This is a genomic window from Neobacillus sp. BF23-41, from assembly GCF_041106275.1.
The window spans coordinates 260,573-283,494 of sequence record NZ_JBGBPR010000004.1 but is presented as its reverse complement, the minus strand read 5'-3'; the positions used below and the strand labels follow the sequence as shown (position 1 = coordinate 283,494).

Below are 22,922 nucleotides of genomic sequence, written 5' to 3'. Positions count from 1 at the left end.
CAAAAGCAAAACAGGGTTCCCAATGGAAATCCTGTTCGCCTTATATTCGGTATTAGTTTAATACTTTATTTTCGCCAAACCACTTTTCAGAGATACCTGCTGCTGTGCCATCCTCATTCATCTCATCGAGTGCTTTTTGCAGCTTTTCAAGTAATGCTTCATTCCCTTTTTTAACACCAATTCCGTATTCTTCGGGAGCAAGTGATTCTTGAAGTACTTTAAAAGACTCTTTTTCCTTTTTCATATAATAATCGATAACAACTTCATCAATTACTACTGCATCCAAACGACCGCTCTTTAAGTCAGTTAAGGCCTGGACATTATCTGCAAATTCGGTAACCGTCTTAATTTTAGTTTTAATAGGTGCGGCATCCAAAGCATCAGCTGCAGAAGATAGTGTTTGCACTCCAACAACCTTCCCGTTTAAATCATCTAATTTAGTAAGCTTTGAATCAGCCAATGTAACAACCACTTGTGCATTTTTTAAATATGGCTTCGTGAAAAGAACTTTCTTTTTACGTTCATCCGTAATAGTGTATCCGTTCCAAATAAGGTCAATCCGTCCACTGCTAAGTTCCGCTTCTTTTGTGCTCCAATCAATTGGTTGAAACTTGACCTTTTTCCCCATCTTTTTAGCAGCTGCGTTCGCGTAGTCAATGTCAAAACCAACAATTTTATTGTTCTCATCGCGAAAACCCATCGGGGCAAATTTATCATCAATTCCAATCACGAGCGTGTTGTCCTTTGCTCCTGATGATTTAGACGAACATCCTGTAAGGATCGAGAATAGTGCTGCTATTACTAGAATCATAGGTATTAACCGTTTCATAATAGAACTACCACCTTAGCTATTTATTTTAATTTCCTTTAGTACGTTAACGAATTATCACACTACCATATTATAACGCTATAATATTATTTAATACAATAGCATTATAAATAATATGAAAATTGAAATTCCTTTTAATTGAGGAAATACCTTGAATAGACTAAAAAACATTCAAATAATCATTTGACCATTTTTTTGAACCAACATATACTAATAATCAAATAGACATTTGAATAATGGGCGGTGAAAAAATGAAGCACGATGATGTATGTGAAGTAACCTGCGTGGATGAAGACAAAGTAAAACGTTTAAAAGGTTCTATTTCACAGCAAGATACTCTGTCTGTAGCACAAATATTCAAAGCCTTATCTGATGATACTAGAATTAAAATTGCCTTTGCCTTAAGTGAAGAAGATGAATTATGTGTATGTGACGTGGCAAACATTGTAGGAAGTTCAACGGCTACTGCTTCCCACCATTTACGACTTCTTCGAAATTTAGGATTAGCGAAATATCGAAAAGAGGGCAAATTAGTTTTCTATTCATTGGATGATGATCATGTAAAACAATTGATTAAGACTGCATTTGAACATCAACAGGAGGTGAAATCTCATGAGTAACGCTTTAGAACAAACCAATGAAAAAACCGTTTACCGTGTACAGGGATTCACCTGAGCGGGCTGTGCGACAAAGTTCGAAAAGAACGTACAACACCTGGATGGTGTTGCTAATGCAAGTGTAAATTTCGGTGCTTCTAAACTTACAGTTTATGGTGAAACAACTATAGAGGAAATAGAGAAAGCAGGGGCCTTTGAAAAGATAAAAGTCATACCTGAAAAACAAAAATTTGAAGAGAAAAAAGAGCCGTTTTTGAAAAAACATTCATCTGTTATCGCTTCATTTGTTTTCTTGATCATTGGCTGGATGTCAGGACAAATCTATGGTGAAGAGAGTACCTCATCGATTTTAGCGTTTGGGGCTTCTATTTTAGTAGGCGGTCATCGCCTGTTTACGACAGGATTGAAGAACTTATTCCAATTAGAGTTTGATATGAGAACCTTGATGACGATCGCCGTTATTGGAGCAGCAATTATCGGTGAGTGGGGAGAAGGAGCAACGGTTGTCATCCTGTTTGCCATTAGTGAGGTTCTAGAATCCTATTCAATGGATAAAGCAAGACAATCGATACGTTCCTTAATGGATATTGCTCCAAAAGAGGCCTTAATACGAAGAGGTAATCAAGAATTTACAGTAGAAGTGGACGATATTCGGATTGGGGATATCTTAATTGTAAAACCAGGACAGAAAATTGCCATGGATGGAAAAGTAGTTAAAGGATTATCCGCTGTGAATCAAGCTGCGATTACAGGTGAATCTGTTCCAGTTTCGAAAACCATAGATGATGAAGTGTTCGCAGGAACACTAAATGAAGAAGGACTACTTGAAGTAAAAGTTACTAAACATGTGGACGATACGACTATTGCAAAAATTATTCACCTTGTAGAGGAAGCTCAAGCAGAAAGGGCTCCATCTCAAGCATTCGTCGATCGCTTTGCTAAGTATTATACACCTGTAATCATGTTCATATCGCTGTTAGTGGCCGTACTTCCACCACTTTTATTTGATGGGGACTGGAGCAAATGGGTTTATCAGGGTCTTGCTGTATTAGTGGTTGGTTGTCCTTGTGCTCTTGTCATTTCCACTCCAGTGTCCATAGTTACTGCGATCGGTAATGCTGCACGAAACGGTGTTCTGATCAAAGGTGGGATTCATTTAGAAGAAATGGGAGCCATTAAAGCCATTGCCTTTGACAAAACGGGTACCTTAACAGAAGGAATACCTGTTGTAACGGATTATCTACCTCAACCAAATGCAAATTCAAATGAACTTCTTTCCATTATCGCAGCTTTAGAAAAGGGTTCTCAGCATCCTTTGGCTTCAGCAATCATGAAGAAAGCAGAGTCGGAAAACTTACCTTATCAAGATTTAGTGATTGAAGACTTTACTTCCATTACAGGTAAAGGCATCAAAGGTAGGGTCAGCGGTAAAATGTATTATGTGGGAAGCCCTAATTTATTCGATGAAATCCTATCAAATAGAATTCCATCGAATCTAAAAGCAACCATTTCTGACTTGCAAAATAAAGGTAAAACAGTGATGGTTGCAGGTACTTCAACTGAAATATTGGGACTACTCGCAGTTGCGGACGAAGTGAGAGGGAACAGTAAATCAGTGATACAGAAACTTCACTCATTAGGTATTCAAAAAACCATCATGTTAACGGGTGATAACAAAGGGACTGCCAATGCGATAGGAAAGCAGGTAGGGGTTTCTGATATACAAGCGGATCTTTTACCTCAAGATAAATTAACACTTATTAAAGAACTCAGAACCAAATTTGACCGTGTGGCAATGGTCGGAGACGGTGTAAATGATGCACCAGCTTTAGCTGCATCCACAGTCGGAATTGCGATGGGTGGGGCTGGAACGGATACAGCTATAGAAACAGCTGATATAGCTTTAATGGCAGATGATTTAGGGAAACTACCATTTACGTTAAAACTAAGCAGGAAAGCATTATTTATCATCAAGCAAAATATCACTTTCTCATTAGGAATTAAACTTTTAGCATTATTATTAGTGATTCCAGGTTGGTTAACCCTGTGGATTGCGATATTCGCAGACATGGGAGCAACTCTTATTGTGACTCTTAATGGTTTACGACTTCTCCGAGTAAAAGACAAATAAAAATGGGCTTCCTAAAGTGGGAAGCCTTTTAATGGAAGGGTACAACAAGCAATTGAGCATGCTTGTCATAATAAAATTTAAGTAGGAGAGATCGGAATGGGACATAATCATAGCCATGGTCATAACCATGGTCACAGTCACGGTCATGGACATAGCCATAGTCATGCACCAGCCAACTATGGCTTTGCATTTGGATTTGGGATTATTTTAAATACCATTTTTATTATTGTTGAAATTATATACGGTATCCTAGGGGATTCTTTAGCACTGCTTGCGGATGCAGGACATAACATAAGTGACGTTCTAGGTTTAATTATTGCTTGGATTGCCGTTTGGTTAGGAAAAAAAGCACCTACTAAAAAGCGGACTTATGGATATAAAAGAAGTTCCATCTTAGCTGCGCTATTTAATGCTGTTTTTTTATTAGTAGCAATTGGTGCTATTGCCTGGGAGGCTATCCAACGATTTTCTTCTCCAGAACCAGTTGCAGGAAAAACAGTTATCATCGTAGCAATCATTGGTATTGTGATTAACACTATTACAGCTTTACTTTTTATGTCAGGAAGAAAAAACGATTTAAATATCCGTGGGGCTTTCATGCACATGGCTGCGGATGCATTAGTTTCACTTGGTGTAGTGATCGCAGGGTTTATAATTCTTTGGTCAGGATGGCAATGGCTTGACCCTCTAGTAAGTCTTTTAATTTCCATTGTCATTCTATTTGGAACTTGGGGATTATTAAAAGAATCCATTAACTTATCACTTGATGCCGTACCAGAAGGCATTGATATTAGTAAAATTAAGGATTACTTAAGTGGTTTACCAACGATTTTGGAAATTCATGACCTGCATGTTTGGGGAATGAGTACGACAGAGGCTGCCCTAACCGTTCATATAATTCGATCTGAAATAGATGATAATGATGAGCTGCTTCAAAAATTAACAAAGGAATTGCATGACCAATTCGGCATTGAACATGCCACTATTCAAATTGAAAAAGGAACTTATAGTTGTTCCTTGCAACCTGAAGGTACAATATAACGACTAAGCCAAAACAGCTGTGAAAATCCATTCGGTTCTTTTATGTTAGGATTTAGTTTTTCACTAGCATTCTGTCCGACTATGTTTCTACTATTCTTTGTTACATTAACTTATTGGTCTTTATAACCCTGATACAAAACAAAAAAACAACGAATGAGAATCGTTGTTTTTTTGTTTTGTAAGTATTTTTAAATAAAGAAGTTTATTACTATTTAGGATTGTTGCATCATTCCCAAATTTACATATGGCATCCCTTATTTTCTAATAGGACGGAAACTTTACGCAAGGGGATAGATTATTATATGATATTTTGATTGTTTTCAATTGGATATTTTTTCATTATTGGTTAAAATAACTTGATGATGTTAGAGAGAATTTTCACCCTGGAGGAATCAAATGAAAAAAAGCAGCAATCCACTGGACAAGCGTTTCAAGATCGCTCACAGAGAAGCCCTAATTGGAATTATTCTTGTTTTGATTAATTTTATCTGGTGGTACGGTTTTGCCTATGGGCTTGGTTCGGCCAAAGTAGAACAATATTCGTACATATATGGTTTGCCAGCATGGTTTTTTTACAGCTGTATTCTTGGCTTTATTGTTATGGTTATACTCGTTATTTTTGCCGTAAGAGTTTTATTCAAGGATGTTCCCTTTGAAGTGGAAGAGGGGGAAAACAAGTGAACTGGGCCGTCATTACACCATTACTTATTTTCTTATTGATTATCTTCGCTGTTGGGATGTGGTCAAACAAATTTGTTATTAAATCCAATTCTTTCTTGGAGGAGTACTTTTTAGGGGAACGTCAAATGGGCGGATTCATCCTGGCAATGACGATGGTTGCGACGTATGGAAGTGCCAGCAGCTTTATCGGAGGACCCGGGGTTGCTTATACGCAAGGATTAGGCTGGGTCCTGCTTGCCATGGCCCAGTTAGCAACCGGTTATTTTACATTAATGGTATTGGGGAAGAAATTTGCGATTATATCCCGTCAGTACAAGGCAATCACCTTAATTGACTTTCTAAAAGAGCGCTATAAAAGTAAAGCGGTTGTGTTATTCTCAGCCGCAAGTATTATCATCTTTCTGTTTTCATCGATGACCGCCCAATGGATTGGCGGAGCACGTTTGGTAGAAAGTTTAACAGGTTTGCCATATACGACTGCTTTATTAATCTTTGCTTTTTCAGTCCTCGTCTTTGTTATTGTAGGAGGCTTTCGTGCGGTTGCGATCACAGACACCATCCAAGGTGTAGTCATGTTCGGGGGAACGTTAATCCTTCTCATTGCAACGATTAAAGCAGGCGGTGGAATCCCGAAGATCATATCCGATTTAGCAGCGGAAAATCCTAATTTAATCAGTCCCTATGGTGCAGAACGTAGTTTAACGCCATCCTTTGTCTCTTCCTTTTGGATTTTAGTAGGAATTGGCGTCGTCGGCTTGCCGCAAATTGCTGTCCGAGCGATGTCTTATAAAAATTCAAAGGCCATGCATAGTGCGATTATTATTGGAACTATTGTCGTCGGTTTTATCATGCTGGGTATGCATCTCATTGGCGTGTTCGCAAGACCGGTTCTGCCAGGTGTGAAAATCGGCGATACTGTTATGCCTTTGTTATCAATGAAAGTACTGCCGCCCTATGCTGCGGGCATCGTTCTCGCTGCACCGATGGCAGCCATCATGTCGACGGTGGACGCTTTATTAATTTTGGTTAGCTCTGCTATTGTAAAAGATGTCTATTTAAATTACATTAAGCCGGATGCAGGGAACGACCTTGTGAAAAAGGTTAGTTTCAGCGTGACGGCGATTATTGGAATTGTAGTCATTATGTTCTCGTTAAGTCCACCTGATTTAATCGTTTGGTTGAATCTGTTTTCTTTTGGGGGACTCGAGTCGGTCTTTATTTGGCCGGTTATTTTAGGATTATATTGGAGTAAGGGCAATAAATACGGAGCAATCACTTCGATGGTTTTAGGGATGGGTTCTTATATTTTATTAGATCAATTTTATCCGAATGCATTTGGGTTTCATACGGTGGTCCTCCCTATTCTGCTTTCTCTCCTGGGATTCGTGGTAACTAGTTTATTTACACAGCAAAACGAAGGTATGATCAATGTTAGAATGGAAAAATAAGCCAAGGTGCTTCGAAAGGCAGTTCATGTATCATTTTTGTTGCAATTATGTGCAATAATTTCTAGAATGAATTAACAGAGATTAATGTATGAATGAGGTGTACTCATTGGAAACCGTTATTCGATATTTTTCAGCACTTATTCTTCCAGGGCTGCTGGTTTTGCTTTTTACAAGGGTTACTTACAACCGGGTCATCGGGCTAATTTTAACCGTTGCCCTGATTGCTACTTCTGTATATAAAGGGTATACCAATACATTTATGCTCATCGTAGTGGATGCCTTTTCGTTAACAGCAGGGTTTTGGATGGCTGAAAAAATGAAGCAGAGGGTCATTAATAAGAGTTAATACATTCGAAGTTTTAGTGAGTCTGTCAGGAAAATGGCAGGCTTTTTGTGTTGGAATTTTAAAAAACGAATATTCGTTCGCATATTATTGGTTTGTTTTTAGGGGAATGTGGTAAAATGTTAATATGAATTTTAGTGGATACACTTGAAAGCAACCATCCCGGTCCATCAACAAGGTACATATGCTGAAAAGTGATTGATATTTCGGGAGGGGGAATATTTGTGAAAGACCAATTTGAATTAGTTTCAAAGTACTCGCCACAAGGGGATCAGCCCGAGGCAATCAGACAATTAGTCGAGGGTATTCGAAACAATAAACGCCAGCAGACGCTGCTTGGCGCTACAGGTACGGGTAAAACATTTACGATTTCCAACGTGATTAAAGAAGTAAATAAACCTACCCTTGTCATCGCCCACAACAAAACACTAGCTGGACAGCTCTACAGTGAGTTTAAAGAATTTTTCCCAAACAACGCAGTCGAGTATTTTGTCAGTTATTATGATTACTTTCAGCCAGAGGCTTACGTCCCACAGACCGATACCTTCATTGAAAAAGATGCTAGTATCAACGATGAAATTGATAAACTGCGGCACTCAGCGACATCTTCCCTATTCGAACGGAAAGATGTGATTGTGATTGCGTCTGTTTCCTGTATTTATGGATTAGGTTCTCCTGAAGAATATAGTGAAATGGTGTTATCGCTCAGAACGGGAATGGAAGTGGAACGCAATCAACTATTGCGCCGATTAGTCGATATCCAATACGATCGAAACGATATCGATTTCAAGCGCGGAACTTTCCGTGTCCGTGGCGATGTTGTTGAGATTTTCCCTGTTTCTCGTGATGAGCACTGCATGCGTGTCGAGTTTTTTGGTGATGAAATTGATCGGATTCGAGAGGTCGATGCATTAACCGGAGAAATCATTGGGGAACGAGAACATGTAGCGATTTTTCCAGCATCCCACTTCGTTACAAGGGAAGAAAAGCTGAAAATAGCGATTGAAAATATTGAAAAAGAACTGGAAGGTCGTCTGGAAGAACTGCGAGATGATAATAAATTGCTCGAAGCACAGCGACTTGAACAGCGGACCCGCTATGACCTGGAAATGATGCGTGAAATGGGTTTTTGCTCAGGGATTGAAAATTACTCGCGCCATTTAACCTTAAGGGATGCGGGCTCGACACCTTATACACTGCTTGATTATTTTCCAAAGGACTTTTTGATGGTGATTGATGAGTCGCATGTTACCTTACCGCAAGTGAGAGGGATGTTTAATGGGGATAAAGCGCGGAAACAAGTGCTTGTTGATCATGGCTTCCGTCTGCCATCGGCGCTTGATAACCGGCCGTTAATGTTTGATGAGTTCGAAAAGCATATCCAGAATATCATTTTTGTTTCGGCTACACCTGGACCATACGAGCTTGAGCATACGCCGGAAATGGTTTCGCAGATTATCCGCCCGACAGGACTTTTGGATCCAACACTTGAGGTCCGTCCAATTGAGGGGCAAATCGATGACTTGATTGGTGAAATTCACGAACGGGTTAGGAAAAATGAACGTGTCCTGGTTACCACTTTAACGAAAAAAATGTCCGAGGACCTAACCGATTATCTAAAGGAAATCGGTATCAAAGTTCAATATTTACATTCGGAGGTTAAGACACTCGAACGGATTGAAATTATCCGAGAACTGCGTCTCGGCAAATATGACGTTCTCATCGGAATTAACCTGCTCCGAGAAGGACTGGATATACCAGAGGTTTCGCTCATCGCAATTCTGGATGCCGACAAGGAAGGATTCCTTCGTTCCGAACGGTCGTTAATCCAAACGATTGGCCGTGCCGCCCGGAATGCCCATGGACACGTCATCATGTATGCAGACAAAATCACAAACTCGATGGAATTAGCAATAAGTGAAACGAAACGCCGTCGTGCCATTCAGGAAGAATATAATCGCAAGCATGGAATCACGCCAATGACGATTCAGAAAGATATTCGCGATGTCATCCGTGCCACCCATGCAGCAGAAGATCAGGAAGATTACAAACCAGCGGCATCATTTAGTAAAATGTCGAAGAAAGAAAAAGAAAAACTAATTGCCACGATGGAAAAAGAAATGAAGGTCGAAGCCAAGGCGCTAAATTTTGAACGCGCAGCTGAGCTTCGTGATTTAATATTGGAACTTAAGGCGGAAGGATGACGTTACAATGGCAATGGAAAAACTGATTGTGAAAGGCGCCAGAGCCCACAATTTGAAAAATATAGATGTCACCATTCCGAGAGATAAGCTTGTTGTACTGACGGGACTTTCCGGCTCAGGAAAGTCCTCGCTTGCCTTTGATACGATTTATGCAGAAGGACAAAGGCGCTATGTCGAATCCCTGTCTGCCTATGCGCGGCAATTCCTTGGACAGTTGGATAAACCGGATGTGGATGCGATTGAGGGTCTCTCTCCGGCCATCTCCATCGATCAAAAAACAACAAGCCGGAACCCTCGTTCAACGGTCGGTACGGTGACAGAAATCTATGATTATTTACGGTTATTATTTGCGAGGGTCGGACACCCAACCTGTCCGATTCATGGAATTGAAATTTCCTCGCAAACGATTGAGCAAATGGTCGACCGTATTTTAGAATACCCGGAACGGACCAAAATGCAAATCCTTGCCCCTGTTATTTCAGGCCGTAAAGGATCACATGTGAAGGTGTTCGAGGATATCAAGAAACAAGGATTTGTCCGTGTCCGTGTGGATGGGGAAATGATTGACCTTGGTGATGATATCGAACTTGAAAAAAACAAAAAGCATTCGATTGAGGTTATTATCGACCGGATCGTTGTCAAGGAAGGGGTATCGGCAAGGATTGCCGATTCACTCGAGACAGCGCTGAAACTGGGCGAAGGTAAGGTTATTGTTGACGTTATCGGACAAGAAGAACTGTTATTTAGTGAAAATCATGCCTGTCCGCACTGTGGTTTTTCAATTGGAGAACTAGAACCGCGGATGTTTTCCTTCAACAGTCCGTTTGGCGCCTGCTCAGAATGTGATGGGCTTGGCTCTAAGCTTGAAGTCGATCTCGATCTGGTTATTCCTAATCGTGATTTGACACTAAAAGAGCATGCGATTGCCCCGTGGGAGCCAACAAGTTCTCAATATTATCCGCAGTTGCTTGAGGCCGTATGCAATCATTTCGGTGTGGATATGAATACTCCTGTTAAGGAAATCCCTGAACACTTGTTGGAAAAAGTCCTCTATGGGGGTGGGCGTGAAAAGATTTATTTCCGCTATGAAAATGATTTTGGCCAGATTCGTGAGGGCAATATTGAATTTGAAGGTGTCATCCGAAATGTTGAGCGCCGATACAAAGAGACAAGCTCAGATTACATCCGTGAGCAAATGGAAAAATACATGGGCGAGCAGGCATGTCCAACTTGTAAAGGATATCGTTTAAAAAAGGAAACCTTGGCTGTCCTAATTAATGGACGTCATATTGCCCATGTTACCGACCTTTCGATTGAAGAAGCGAATCAATTTTTTGCAGAATTGAAGCTATCAGAAAAAGAAATGCAAATTGCCAAATTGATTTTCCGTGAAATTAGTGAACGTCTAGGTTTCTTAATTAATGTAGGTCTCGATTATTTAACACTGAGCCGGACAGCTGGTACGCTTTCAGGCGGGGAAGCCCAGCGGATTCGCTTGGCCACACAAATCGGTTCGCGTTTAACGGGTGTCCTATATATCTTGGATGAACCGTCAATCGGACTGCATCAGCGGGATAATGACCGCTTAATCGGGGCATTGCAAAACATGCGCGATATCGGCAACACCTTGATTGTCGTCGAGCATGATGAGGACACCATGCTTGCTGCCGATTATTTGATTGATATCGGCCCAGGTGCCGGGGTGCATGGCGGTGAAATCGTCTCGGCTGGTACACCTGCTGAGGTGATGGCTGACCCGAATTCACTGACAGGTCAATATCTATCAGGGAAGAAGTTTATTCCACTGCCACTTGAGCGCCGCAAACCGGATGGACGTTTTATTGAAATCAAGGGTGCTTCAGAAAATAACTTAAAAAATGTCAATGTCAAGCTTCCGCTTGGTATGTTTATTGCAGTAACAGGTGTATCGGGGTCGGGGAAAAGTACCCTTATCAACGAGATTCTCCATAAATCACTTTCACAAAAGCTGCACCGTGCAAAAACAAAACCTGGTGAACATAAAAGCATTAAAGGAATTGAGTATTTAGAAAAAGTCATCGATATCGATCAGTCGCCAATCGGCCGAACACCCCGTTCGAATCCTGCCACCTATACCGGGGTTTTCGATGACGTCCGTGATGTGTTTTCGAACACAAATGAAGCGAAAGTCCGTGGTTATAAAAAGGGCCGCTTCAGCTTTAATGTGAAGGGCGGACGCTGCGAAGCGTGCCGCGGTGATGGGATTATCAAAATTGAAATGCACTTTTTACCCGATGTGTATGTACCTTGCGAAGTCTGCCACGGCAAGCGATATAATCGTGAAACCTTAGAAGTAAAGTACAAAGGAAAAAACATTTCAGATATCCTCGATATGACCGTGGAAGCTGGAGTTGAATTTTTTGAAAACATTCCAAAAATCAGCCGCAAGCTGCAAACCATTTATGATGTTGGCCTCGGATACATTAAATTAGGGCAGCCGGCGACAACTTTATCTGGAGGAGAAGCGCAGCGCGTCAAGCTCGCTTCTGAACTGCACCGTCGCTCGCAAGGGAAATCCTTTTACATTTTAGATGAGCCGACAACAGGTCTTCATGTCGATGACATTTCACGTTTGCTCGTTGTGCTGCAGCGCTTGGTTGATAATGGCGATACTGTGTTGGTGATCGAGCATAATCTCGATGTCATTAAGGCAGCCGATTACCTTGTCGATCTTGGACCTGAGGGCGGCGACAAGGGCGGAACGATTGTGGCAACCGGAACACCTGAAAAGATAGCCGAAGTTCCTGAATCATATACGGGCAAGTACTTAAAACCAATTCTAGAACGTGACCGGTTACGAATGAAACAGGAAATTGAAGATAAGAGTACCATAAAAGCATAGGTAGTATAGAAGAGCCGAAATTCGGAGGGGATGCCTTCTTAATTCGGTTCTTTTTTTAAACTTATTTAGAAGCTGGAGCCGTAAATGTGGGTTTGGCGGAATCATCGCTGGAATCGGCGGAATAAGTTTGAGAGTTCGCGGAATAAATAGTGAGGTGGGCGGAATAAATTCAAAGTTTGGCAGAAATCCGGATCAAGTTGGCGGAATCCAAACCAATAAGCTTCCTATATTCAAGCGCCAACCAAGAAGGCACCCACTTTTTCTGAAAATATACGAAACTTTCTCCTCTCCCATTTCGTAAATATACGATAAAGGAGTGGGGCGCAAAAATGGAAACGAGAAAGGTTCTTTCAAGCTTGTGCTATTTTAGTATTTTTTTCGCTGGGTTTATTTTTCCGCTGATCGTGTTTATCGCGACGGGAGATGAAGTCACAAAAAGACATGCCAAAAAGTCACTACTATCGCATTTAATTCCACTTATTCCAACACCATTTATTGTTTTCGGTATCTACTATGATTTCGCCACTATTCAAGACAGAGTGCCTGCTTTTACCATTATAAGTATGGTTGTCCTTTTGATTATCTGGCTTGTTGTCGTCATATGGAACATTATCAAAGGCGTAAAGGTCTTAGTTTCTGAATAAGCATAAAGTGAGACAAATTTATGATTCTGGGGTGGAAAAGATGAAAGAAGAAAAAAAGCGGATCTTAAAAATGGTTGAAGAAGGCAAGTTGACCGTTGATGAAGCAGTAACATTGCTTGATGAACTCGAACAGGCCCAGCAGACGATGGAGCAGAAGCAAGAGCAAATAGTGAATGAACTCTCGACAGCTGTGAATTTTGAAGAAACGAAAAAGGAAGACCCCTTACAGGCGAAATACCAATCGACAAAGGAGAAGATTTTTGATTTTGTCGATTCAGCATTAAAAAAAATCAAAGATTTTGATTTTGATTTGAACTTTGGCCAATCCATTGAAATCTCTCATATTTTCCACCAAGGTGATGCCGACCTGACAAATATGGACATTGATGTAGCTAACGGGTCTATCAAGATTGCTGCATGGGACCAGCCGGATGTACGAATTGAGTGCCAGGCGAAAGTATTTAGGGTTGAAAACTCAGACCAAGCGAGGCAGAACTTTTTAAGAGATGTCGTTTTTTCTGTTGAGAATCAGAGATTACGTTTTATGACACAGCAAAAGTGGATGAAAGTTGAATCCGTTATTTATGTGCCAAAATCTGAGTATGAGCGCGTGCGCATTAGGATGTTTAATGGCACAATATTAGGGGAAGAAATGAATGTAGCTGACCTAAGGGTGAAAACCGCAAATGGGAAAATAAACCTTGAACGGATAAAAGGAAAAAAAGCAGAGGTTGAAACAGCGAACGGAAAAATCAAGATTATCAACAGTCAAATTGATGATCTTGAGGCAGAGACCATTCACGGGGGAATCAAACTTGATGGTGATTTCAAAAAAGTAGAAACGCAATCCTTTAATGGAAACATCAGCTATAATGTAAACGGAAATCGTGCAGAAGTAATACAAGTAAAAGCGACCACTGGCGGGATCGACCTATTCGTTCCTGAAGGGTTGCCAGTAAGTGGAGAGCTAAAGACCAATCTTGGCGGTTTTAATTTGCACCTAGTCGGTGTGCAGGTACTGGAGGAGAAAAGCGAGATGATTCAGAAATTGCTCCGCTTCCAATCTATTAATCATCCTGATAAAATGGTGAAAATCTATGCTGACACAAAAACTGGTTCCATCGCGATTCATAAATCACAAGATGTATAACTAGGAGAGCCGAAAATGAGATGGCTGATTGGATGTTTAATTAATGCGGTTTTATTTATGGCACTTGCGGGTTATTTTCACGAAAGCTTTCAATTAACTGGATTTAGCGCCGCACTTCAGGCAAGCATTTTATTGTCTATATTAAATGTTTTAGTGCGCCCGCTCCTGGTTTTATTTACTTTGCCAGTAACAGTTTTAACCTTAGGGTTGTTTCTATTTGTCATCAATGCCATTACGCTTGAACTGACGGATTATTTGATGGGTGACGCCTTTGAGATTTCTAGTTTTGGCATGGCATTCTTTTTCGCTGTACTTATGTCACTTGTTAACTTGATTATTCAAAAAACGATTCTGCAACCATCAAGGAAATCGAAGGATTAATGGGAAGGGTGTTCACCTAATTAATAGGTGTGCACTCTTTTTTTTGAAAAAAATATCCAAATCAATTTTTTAGACAGGAAAGTATGGTTATTCATTAAAAAATGCTAAAATGAATGGAAATGGAATTTTTATGTTTTCAAAATTTATTGCTGTCTAGCTCCAGGCGCCATCGGCTCGAGGTCATATGCCGATAGCTAGGCGCCTTACGCTTTTCTAGTTAAGGAGGATGTTTCCATGCCGAAAGTTCGTACCAAAGATATAGTAGAGAAATTTAATCTTGAATTGGTCAGTGGTGAAGAAGGAATTAACCGCCCGATTACTATGAGTGACATCTCCCGTCCAGGAATTGAAATTGCTGGATATTTTGAATTTTATCCCGCGGAACGTATTCAACTCTTAGGAAAAACAGAACTATCATTTTTTGAAATGCTTTCCGAAAACGAACGGATTTCAAGAATGGAACGTTTATGTACCGATATTACTCCGGCGATTATTGTCACCCGAGATATTGAGGTACCCAAAGAGCTGATTGAAGCATCAGAGCGTGAATCAGTTCCTGTTCTACGTGTGGGCATGAAAACGACCCGTTTCTCCAGCCGCCTAACCAATTACTTAGAGAGCAAGCTGGAGCCAACGACGGCTGTCCATGGTGTCTTAGTGGATGTTTATGGGATTGGTGTGTTAATTACCGGAAAAAGCGGTGTTGGTAAAAGTGAAACCGCATTAGAATTAGTCAAGCGCGGTCATCGTCTCATCGCGGACGATTGCGTGGAAATTCGTCAGGAAGACCAGGATACCTTAGTTGGGACGTCTCCGGATTTAATCGAGCATTTACTAGAAATCCGCGGTTTAGGGATTATCAATGTGATGACACTGTTCGGTGCAGGTGCGGTCCGCAGTAATAAACGCATCACGCTCGTTATGAATTTAGAAATTTGGGACTCCAAAAAACAGTATGACCGTCTTGGTTTGGATGAAGAGACAATGAAAATTATCGACACGGATGTACCTAAGTTAACCATCCCCGTTCGTCCGGGACGAAATCTCGCGGTTATTATTGAAGTAGCGGCCATGAATTTCCGTCTGAAACGAATGGGCGTGAATGCTGCGCAACAATTTACCGAGCGCTTGTCTGATGTCATTGAAGACGGTGACCATGAAGAGATTTAAAGGGGAAGAGGAGATAGACAGATGAACGAAACAATTCAACCGCTAAATCCGATTGCCTTTACACTTGGACCTATTTCGGTGCATTGGTATGGGGTTATTATTGGATCAGGTCTGGCACTTGCCTTGTACCTTGCCATAAGGGAAGGTAATCGAAGGGGACTTGATAAAGACACGTTTGCAGATTTAATGCTATGGGCCATTCCGATTGCGATTATTTCGGCCCGAATTTATTATGTGATTTTTGAATGGGATTATTATGTCAAACATCCGGCGGATATCCCGCAAATTTGGAATGGAGGCATCGCCATTCACGGTGCATTAATTGGCTCCGTCCTGACAGCCTATGTGTTTTCCAAAAAACGCGGCCTATCTTTCTGGAAGATTGCTGACATTGCCGCACCAAGTATTATTCTCGGACAGGCGATTGGCCGGTGGGGAAATTTTATGAACCAGGAAGCCCATGGCGGAGAAGTAACAAGAACCTTCCTAGAAAACTTACACTTGCCTACATTTATTATTGATCAAATGTATATTAACGGAACCTACTATCATCCAACGTTCCTTTATGAATCTCTCTGGGACTTTGCTGGCTTTTTCCTATTAATTTTCTTACGTCGAGTCAATTTCCGGCGCGGGGAACTGTTCCTAACCTATGTGATTTGGTATTCGATCGGCCGCTTTTTCATCGAAGGCTTACGGACCGATAGCTTAATGCTTGGAAGTCTTCGGATGGCACAAACGATATCGATTGCATTGGTGATTGGTGCACTAGCCATTCTCATTTACCGTCGAACAAAGCAGATTTCGGAGAGACGTTATTTAGATCAAGAGAATCTCTAACAGGAATCTTTTAAAGGAGAGTAGTGGGAAATGCTATTTAATTCATTGAAAAAGGGATTGCTGGTTGGCTTTAAAACAACATGGGCGTTGGGAAAAATTATCTTTCCTGTAACCCTGATTGTGGCAGTACTGCAGTATACACCCGTACTGCCATGGATCATTAAAGTGATTTCCCCGCTTATGAAGCTGATCGGCTTGTCAGGGGATGCGGCCATTCCGCTTGTACTCGGAAATTTTCTCAACCTTTATGCAGCGATTGGAGCGATTTTAACGCTTGATTTTTCGGTAAAAGAAGTGTTTATTTTAGCAGTAATGCTTTCGTTTTCACATAATTTATTTATTGAATCAAGCGTTGCCATGAAAGCCGGTGTAAAGCTGTGGATTGTTCTCGTCACAAGACCAGGACTTGCCCTGCTTTCTGGAGCCGTTATTAATCTTGTCTGGCATGGAGGCGGAGAGACTGCTAAATATGGATTTATTGAGCAGAGTGCTGAACCTGCAGTGGGAGTCGGCGGAATTCTCCTTGAAGCCATTCAAAAAGCAGGGCTGGGTATATTGCAGTTGGCCATGATCGTCATTCCGCTTATGATCGTGATTCAAATCTTAAAAGACTTACAATGGTTAAATAAGTTTTCAAAAACGATGGCTCCGGTTACCAAAACCTTGGGCATGCAGGAGAACACTTCAACCACGATGGCAGCCGGCCTGTTGTTCGGCTTAGCCTATGGTGCGGGTGTGATGATTCAGGCAGTTAAAGAAGATGGAGTCAGCAAAAAGGATATTACCTTGGCGTTTATTTTTCTAATGGCCTGCCATGCGGTTGTCGAGGATACGTTAATCTTTATTCCGCTTGGTATTCCTGTATTGCCGTTGTTTCTCATCCGGATCGGGGTTGCAATTGTGTTAACCTTAATTGTCGGTACGATTTGGAAACGCTCGGGGCTTGTGAAAAGAAAGGAAGCAACCTATGACTAACAAAATTTCCACGATTCTATTTGATTTAGACGGAACATTAATTGACACGAATGAATTAATTATTACGACCTACCTGCACACACTGGAAAAATACTACCCAAGCAAGTACCAGCGTGAGGATGTGCTGCCATTTCTCGGACCTACGCTGCACGAGGCGTTTGGCAGTATCGACCCTGATCAGGTCGAGGAAATGATTTTAGAATACCGCACCTTTAACATTGCTAATCATGATAGGCTAGTGAAGGAATTTATCGGTGTCTCGGAAACGGTTCGATCCTTAAAAGAAAAAGGATATAAGCTCGGAGTTGTAACGACGAAACGTCATGATGTGACATTGAAGGGTCTGCGTCTGATGAACCTTGAATCATTTTTTGAGGTAATTGTTGCTTACGAACATGTCAGCAAGACCAAGCCGGATCCAGAACCAATTTTTAAAGCATTAGAACAGCTCGATTCCTCGCCTGAGGAGACGATGATGGTCGGCGATAATTACCACGATATTTTAGCAGGCAAAAATGCTGGGACTGTAACGGCTGGCTGTGCGTGGTCGATTAAAGGTAGAGAGTATATTGCAAAGTACGAACCAGATTATATTCTAGAGAACATGGCCGACTTATTAACCATTCTCGGGGAGTGAAATGAGTGAGAAATACGACCCGCTATCCCGTTGAAGGGGCAAATTCCTTATGGCACGTCTACAAGACTGTGCCTTTTTGGAAGGTTGTCAGAAATTTTATTGTGATCCAACTGGCACGCTATACGCCATTCTTGGGGATGAAGAATTGGCTCTATCGTGTTTTTCTGGGCCTTAAAGTGGGTGAGCAGACCTCCTTTGCCTTAATGGTTATGCTGGATGTCATGTTCCCAGAAAAAATCAGCGTCGGCCGCAATACCGTCATCGGCTATAACACGACCATTCTTGCGCATGAGTATTTAATTAAAGAATACCGGCTGGGTCCGGTTGTTATTGGCAGTGAAGTGATGATCGGTGCAAATTCGACAATACTTCCAGGCGTGACGATTGGTGATGGGGCGATTGTCTCGGCGGGAACTTTAGTTCATAAGGATGTTCCTCCTGGATGTTTTGTTGGCGGAAATCCGATGCGATTTATTTACACGAAAGAAGAACTAGAAAAGCGTTGGGCAGAAGACCCGATTTATAGAAAGTAAATGAACCTGGTCAATTTTGACTAGGTTTTTTTTGATATTTTTAAAATACTTCAAAAAAACAGTATTTAAGGCACATTTTTGTTCTTGATGCAGAACCTTATAATAGTAGTGCATCTATACGAAAAGATTCAGTCCCTGTTAATAGAATAGGTATCGGCAATTTTTTAATAGTTTACATTTCTATTAAAAATTTGCCGTTTTTTGTCGGGATCTTTTGAAAAGGGGAGGATTACCTTTACATAATCTCGTGGTCTGTGTTCTTAGTAGAAAGAATAATCCAAAGGGATAGGTGATAAAGCGTATGAAGAAAAAGAAAGATATTAGTAGATTAAGCAAATTGGCTGCCACAGCTTTGATACTTAGTACTATTGTCTCACCCGCATTGCCTTATAATGTAAAGGCTGCTTCCGGAAACACAGCTACTCTACGAATCTTAGAAACTACTGACCTACATTCTAATGTTTTACCATATGATTATTTCAAAGATGCACCAGTTACGAATTATGGATTAGCTAAAACAGCGACATTAATCCAACAAGCTAGAACTGAAGTTGACAACTCCATGCTATTCGATGCGGGTGATACGATTCAAGGAAATCCACTAGCAAGTTATGTAGCAAAAGTAAATAAACTTGGCCCAAATGATACCCATCCTATTTACAAGGCAATGAACTATTTAAAATATGATGCGGGTATTGTGGGTAACCATGAATTTAATTATGGTTTAGATTACTTAAAAGATGTTCAGGAAGAAGTACAATTTCCGATTGTAAACGCCAATATCTATGAAGATGATCATGATTCCAACCATGATAATGATGTAAACTATTTTACTCCATACCAAATTATTGATAAAACGATTAAGGATAGCGCTGGTAATGTATCAACCATTAAGGTTGGGGTCATCGGCTTCGCTCCACCGCAAATCATGCAGTGGGATAAAGATAACCTAACAGGTCATGTCATTACAAAAGATATTGTTGCCCAAGCTAATAAATTTATCCCGCAAATGAAGGCGGATGGAGCAGATGTAATTGTTGCCATAGCACACTCTGGCTGTGATATCGCTGCGGAAGGCCAAGAAGCAGCAGAGAATGCCGTGTACGATTTAACAAAAGTACCTGGCATTGATGCCATGCTGTTCGGACACGCTCACGTAAACTTCCCTGGCGATGCATCATTTAACGGCAAGACTGGAATCGATAACACAAATGGAACAATTAATGGTGTTCAAGCTGTTGAAGCAGGCTTCTGGGGCAATAACCTTGGTGTGCTTGACTTAGCGCTTGTTCAGGATCCAAATGGCAAGTGGACTGTTGATAAGGCTAATTCTAAATCGGTTAACCGTGCCGTAACGGCTGATACTGCTTCAGACGCGACAATTGTTAGGGATACACAAGCTATTCATAACCAAACACTTGCGTATGTACGTGGAAAAATCGGTACGACGGAGATTCCAATGCACAGTTTTTTCACACGTGTAATGGATGATGCTTCCACACAAATTGTTAACAATGCGCAAATGGATTACGTGAAAAAAGCGATTGCGAATACAGAATATAAGGATTATCCAGTCTTATCTGCGGCAGCACCGTTTAAGGGCGGACGCGGCGGTGTAGCTGACTACACAAACATTGCAAAAGGCGATGTAACTATCAAAAGTGCAGCTGATTTGTACTTATTCGATAACACCTTAAAAGCGGTTGAAGTAACAGGAGATCAAGTAAAAAGATGGATTGAAGAATCAGCTAAACAATTCAATACAATTGATCCTAATAAAGCAGGAAATCAAGATTTACTTGATTACGATTTCCGTCCATACAATTATGATGTCATTGACGGTGTTAAGTATCAAATTGATGTAACCAAGCCAAAAGGAGAGCGCGTTGTTAATTTAACAATGATGGATGGGACACCTGTTCAGATGGACCAAAAATTCATCGTTGCGACGAATAACTACCGTGCAGGCGGAAGCGGCGGTCTAGCTGAATTGAAGAATGCTAAAGTGGTAGTTGATTCTCCATTCGAAAACCGTCAAATTTTAATGGACTATATTTCGACTAAAGGTAGAATTAACCCTGTTGCAGACAACAACTGGAAGATCGCACCGGTTGGCGGTATTGCCAAAGTAGTATTCCACTCTGCTCCGGATGCTGCGGCATACCTTGGGCAACAACCGGAGGTAAAAGACCTCGGAGCATCAACAACTAAAGCAGGATACGAGTTATTTGAATTAGACCAAAACGTTCATGTTCAATTATTAGGAATCAATGACTTCCACGGTCAATTGGACTATTCCACTAAGGTTTCTGGCCGTGATGTCGGCGGAATTGAATACTTAGCTGCTTACCTAAAACAAAGAGAAGCAACTAACCCCGCTAATACCTTAATGGTACAAGCTGGAGACTTAGTAGGGGCAAGCCGTCCAGTTTCTGCGCTATTACAAGATGAGCCAACCATCCGTTTTATGAACGAAATCGGGATGGACATTGGTACCATCGGTAACCATGAATTTGATGAAGGCGTAACAGAAATGAAGCGTTTAATCAATGGTGGTGCCCATCCAAAAACGGTTGAAAAGTATGGTGAATTTGAAGGAGCCGACTTCCAATATGTTGTTGCCAACGTGGAGGATGAAAAAACAGGCGAATTAATTTTACCTCCATATGCAATCAAAGAAGTGGATGGCGTAAAGATTGGCTTCATCGGTGTCGTTACAACAGAAACACCAAGTATCGTTACGGCAAGCGGTGTCGCAGGCGTTAAATTCACAGATGAAGTTGAAGCAGTCAATAAATATGCGGCTGAGTTAAAAGGCAAAGGTGTAGAATCTATCGTGGTTCTTGCCCATGATCCTGGAACTTCAGCAACAAATGGGGACAATCCGACAGGTAAAGTTGTCGATATGGCCAAAGCAATTGATGATGAAGTTGACGTTATCTATGGTGCCCACGACCATAAGTATTTGAATTCAACAGTTGATGGTAAATTGCTAGTTCAATCCTATTCTTACGGAACTGCTTTTTCTGATGTTGATTTGACCATTGACCCAGTCACACAAGACATTGTCGAGAAACAAGCTGAGGTTGCATCCACCTTCAGAGATGCCATTACTCCAGATGCACAAATCAAAGCAGAGCTTGAAGAATACCAAGCAGATATTGCCCCAATCACAGGCCAAGTAGTTGGGGAAGCAGCTGCTCCGATTTCTCGGACTGCAAATGCAGACGGAGAAACGGCACTTGGTAACCTGATTGCTGATGGAATGAAAGCAGCTACAAACACCGATTTTGCCTTTATAAACGTTGGCGGTATCCGTGATGAAATTAAAAAGGCGGGTCCAATCACTTGGGGAGATCTATTCGCCATCCAGCCATTCGGAAATGATATCGTGACAATGAACCTTAGTGGTGAGCAAGTAAGAACATTATTAAATCAACAGTTTGCAGCAGACAGAAACCGTATCATGCAAATTTCAGGCTTAAAGTATACTTGGACCAATAATTTACCGCTTGGACAAAAGGTACTCGATATTTTCCTTCCAAATGGTTCGAAAATTGATCCAAATAAAGTTTATTCTGTTACGGTTAATAACTTCATGGCTGACGGCGGCGATGGCTTTGTTGTTCTGAAACAAGGAACAGAGCGCGTTACTAGGATGACTGATATAGACGCGTTTATTGATTACGTAAAATCCTTTACCGGATCAATTTCAGCAAAAATTGAAGGTAGAATTTTGATTGATAATGTGGCACCTAACGCGCCGCAGGTTGGACAAATCATTGCCCCTGCTAAGAACGTTACAGGAAAAGCAGAGGCTGGTTCAACGGTTAAAGTTTTTGAAGGTGAAACAATGCTAGGCAGTGCGGTAGCTGATAAAAACGGAGTATTCACTATTTCATTTAAATCAGCACAAACACATGGGAAAATCCTAACCTTCACAGCAACGGATGCAGCTAGGAATACAAAAGACGCTACTTCCGTTACTCTTGTTAAAAGCAATTCAAAGTTTTGGTAAAAAAAATAGCGTAGTATCTGAAGTCCCTCTGAAACTTTTCAGAGGCGCTTCTTTATTATGGTCAAAAAATAAATAGGATGAAATATTGAAGTCTGGTTTTCGCAACCAGGCTTTTTTTGTAGTAAACTTACTTTTAACTTACTCTTTCGCGGAATAAATCAGGAAATTTGCGGAATTCATGGTCTTGTTGGCGGAAATCCACTAAAGTTTGGCGGAAATCCCTCAAACTTTGGCGGGAATCTCCTCCGAGTCAAATCAAATTCCAAAGCTATAGCAAAAATTTTCTGAGTTTTGGCGGAATTCAATCAGAGTTTGGCGGAAAACTATCTAGATTTGGTCCATTCCTTCAAAATTTCATTGACGAATAGTTTCACTAAGGGTAAACTAAAAATACTTTAA

The 22,922-nt window shown here is 41.1% G+C and carries 18 protein-coding genes and 1 pseudogene; 18 read left to right on the top strand and 1 reads right to left on the bottom strand.

Going from position 1 to position 22,922, the window contains the following annotated elements:
- Nucleotides 1-52 precede the first annotated feature (52 nt).
- On the bottom strand, nt 53-829 hold the full coding sequence (locus tag AB7942_RS09485; protein ID WP_369446632.1) for an amino acid ABC transporter substrate-binding protein: 777 nt from the start codon (nt 827-829) through the stop codon (nt 53-55).
- 251 nt (nt 830-1,080) lie between these two features.
- On the opposite strand from AB7942_RS09485, the gene AB7942_RS09480 reads away from it, so the two are divergent.
- The 18 genes and pseudogenes from AB7942_RS09480 (at nt 1,081) to AB7942_RS09395 (ending at nt 22,523) form a co-directional block, all read left to right on the top strand.
- Entirely contained in the window at nt 1,081-1,449 is a 369-nt protein-coding gene (locus tag AB7942_RS09480) for an ArsR/SmtB family transcription factor (protein WP_369446631.1), read from the top strand.
- Nucleotides 1,442-3,577 (top strand): heavy metal translocating P-type ATPase, encoded by a 2,136-nt coding sequence (locus tag AB7942_RS09475; RefSeq protein ID WP_369446630.1) that lies wholly within the window; start codon nt 1,442-1,444, stop codon nt 3,575-3,577. The genes AB7942_RS09480 and AB7942_RS09475 overlap by 8 nt, the downstream gene beginning before the upstream one ends.
- A gap of 96 nt (nt 3,578-3,673) precedes the next feature.
- On the top strand, nt 3,674-4,618 hold the full coding sequence (locus AB7942_RS09470; RefSeq protein ID WP_088089583.1) for a cation diffusion facilitator family transporter: 945 nt from the start codon (nt 3,674-3,676) through the stop codon (nt 4,616-4,618).
- Between the two features lie 21 nt (nt 4,619-4,639).
- A pseudogene (locus tag AB7942_RS09465) lies at nt 4,640-4,726 on the top strand (sulfite exporter TauE/SafE family protein); the annotation flags it as partial.
- A gap of 288 nt (nt 4,727-5,014) precedes the next feature.
- On the top strand, nt 5,015-5,299 hold the full coding sequence (locus AB7942_RS09460) for a YhdT family protein (protein WP_335402021.1): 285 nt from the start codon (nt 5,015-5,017) through the stop codon (nt 5,297-5,299).
- Complete coding sequence (gene panF, locus AB7942_RS09455) at nt 5,296-6,747, top strand: sodium/pantothenate symporter (RefSeq protein WP_369446629.1); 1,452 nt, start codon at nt 5,296-5,298, stop codon at nt 6,745-6,747. The genes AB7942_RS09460 and panF overlap by 4 nt, the downstream gene beginning before the upstream one ends.
- A gap of 88 nt (nt 6,748-6,835) precedes the next feature.
- On the top strand, nt 6,836-7,093 hold the full coding sequence (locus AB7942_RS09450) for a CsbA family protein (protein WP_088089580.1): 258 nt from the start codon (nt 6,836-6,838) through the stop codon (nt 7,091-7,093).
- Nucleotides 7,094-7,314: 221 nt separating this feature from the next.
- On the top strand, nt 7,315-9,294 hold the full coding sequence (gene uvrB, locus AB7942_RS09445; protein WP_369446628.1) for an excinuclease ABC subunit UvrB: 1,980 nt from the start codon (nt 7,315-7,317) through the stop codon (nt 9,292-9,294).
- A 7-nt stretch (nt 9,295-9,301) separates the two neighbouring features.
- Nucleotides 9,302-12,175, top strand: a complete 2,874-nt coding sequence (uvrA, locus tag AB7942_RS09440; RefSeq protein ID WP_369446627.1) for an excinuclease ABC subunit UvrA — start codon at nt 9,302-9,304, stop codon at nt 12,173-12,175.
- A gap of 329 nt (nt 12,176-12,504) precedes the next feature.
- A complete protein-coding gene (locus AB7942_RS09435; RefSeq protein WP_088089577.1) occupies nt 12,505-12,819 on the top strand; it encodes a magnetosome magnetite crystal formation protein family in 315 nt (104 codons plus the stop codon).
- Between the two features lie 40 nt (nt 12,820-12,859).
- Nucleotides 12,860-13,969 carry a DUF4097 family beta strand repeat-containing protein gene (locus tag AB7942_RS09430; protein WP_369446626.1) on the top strand — a complete coding sequence of 370 codons (1,110 nt, stop codon included), beginning with the start codon at nt 12,860-12,862 and terminating at the stop codon, nt 13,967-13,969.
- A 15-nt stretch (nt 13,970-13,984) separates the two neighbouring features.
- Nucleotides 13,985-14,350, top strand: a complete 366-nt coding sequence (locus tag AB7942_RS09425) for a phage holin family protein (RefSeq protein WP_369446625.1) — start codon at nt 13,985-13,987, stop codon at nt 14,348-14,350.
- Nucleotides 14,351-14,584: 234 nt separating this feature from the next.
- The gene (hprK, locus tag AB7942_RS09420) at nt 14,585-15,520 is read left to right on the top strand and encodes an HPr(Ser) kinase/phosphatase (protein WP_369446624.1); all 936 of its coding nucleotides are present in this window, start codon (nt 14,585-14,587) and stop codon (nt 15,518-15,520) included.
- A gap of 21 nt (nt 15,521-15,541) precedes the next feature.
- Nucleotides 15,542-16,360, top strand: coding sequence for a prolipoprotein diacylglyceryl transferase (gene lgt / locus AB7942_RS09415; protein WP_369446623.1), 819 nt, complete (start codon nt 15,542-15,544; stop codon nt 16,358-16,360).
- Nucleotides 16,361-16,390: 30 nt separating this feature from the next.
- A complete protein-coding gene (locus tag AB7942_RS09410) occupies nt 16,391-17,335 on the top strand; it encodes a nucleoside recognition domain-containing protein (protein WP_369446622.1) in 945 nt (314 codons plus the stop codon).
- Nucleotides 17,328-17,972: a pyrophosphatase PpaX gene (gene ppaX, locus AB7942_RS09405; protein ID WP_369446621.1), complete on the top strand. Its 645-nt coding sequence runs from the start codon at nt 17,328-17,330 to the stop codon at nt 17,970-17,972. The genes AB7942_RS09410 and ppaX overlap by 8 nt, the downstream gene beginning before the upstream one ends.
- Nucleotides 17,973-17,977: 5 nt before the next feature.
- A complete protein-coding gene (locus AB7942_RS09400; protein WP_369446620.1) occupies nt 17,978-18,505 on the top strand; it encodes an acyltransferase in 528 nt (175 codons plus the stop codon).
- Between the two features lie 301 nt (nt 18,506-18,806).
- Complete coding sequence (locus AB7942_RS09395; RefSeq protein WP_369446619.1) at nt 18,807-22,523, top strand: bifunctional 2',3'-cyclic-nucleotide 2'-phosphodiesterase/3'-nucleotidase; 3,717 nt, start codon at nt 18,807-18,809, stop codon at nt 22,521-22,523.
- Nucleotides 22,524-22,922: the final 399 nt, after the last annotated feature.